Annotated in this window: 1 protein-coding gene; it reads left to right on the top strand. The window is 44.4% G+C overall.

Annotation, left to right across the window (positions count from 1 at the left end; translation table 11 throughout):
• A partial coding sequence (locus SB753_RS35835; protein WP_410804837.1) for an ATP-binding cassette domain-containing protein occupies positions 1-324 on the top strand: 324 nt, incomplete at both ends.

Below are 324 nucleotides of genomic sequence, written 5' to 3'. Positions count from 1 at the left end.
CCCTGGATAATGTCAATCTCAACGTCCGCCCTCATTCTATTCATGCCTTAATGGGGGAGAACGGGGCCGGGAAATCGACCTTATTGAAGTGCCTGTTTGGTATTTACGAGAAAGATGAAGGTGAGATTGTCTTTCTGGGTAAACCGGTCAATTTCCAGTCATCGAAAGAAGCGCTGGAATCTGGCGTTTCTATGGTTCATCAGGAATTAAACCAGGTCCTGCAACGCACAGTGATGGATAATATCTGGTTAGGCAGGTACCCCAAAAAAGGACTGTTTGTTGACCAGAATAAAATGTATGAAGAAACCAAGCGTGTTTTTGAAG

Source organism: Paraburkholderia sp. SIMBA_053, from assembly GCF_046534895.1.
GTDB classification, from domain to species: Bacteria; Pseudomonadota; Gammaproteobacteria; order Burkholderiales; family Burkholderiaceae; genus Paraburkholderia; species Paraburkholderia caledonica.
This window is presented reverse-complemented; position numbering and strand designations above follow the sequence as displayed.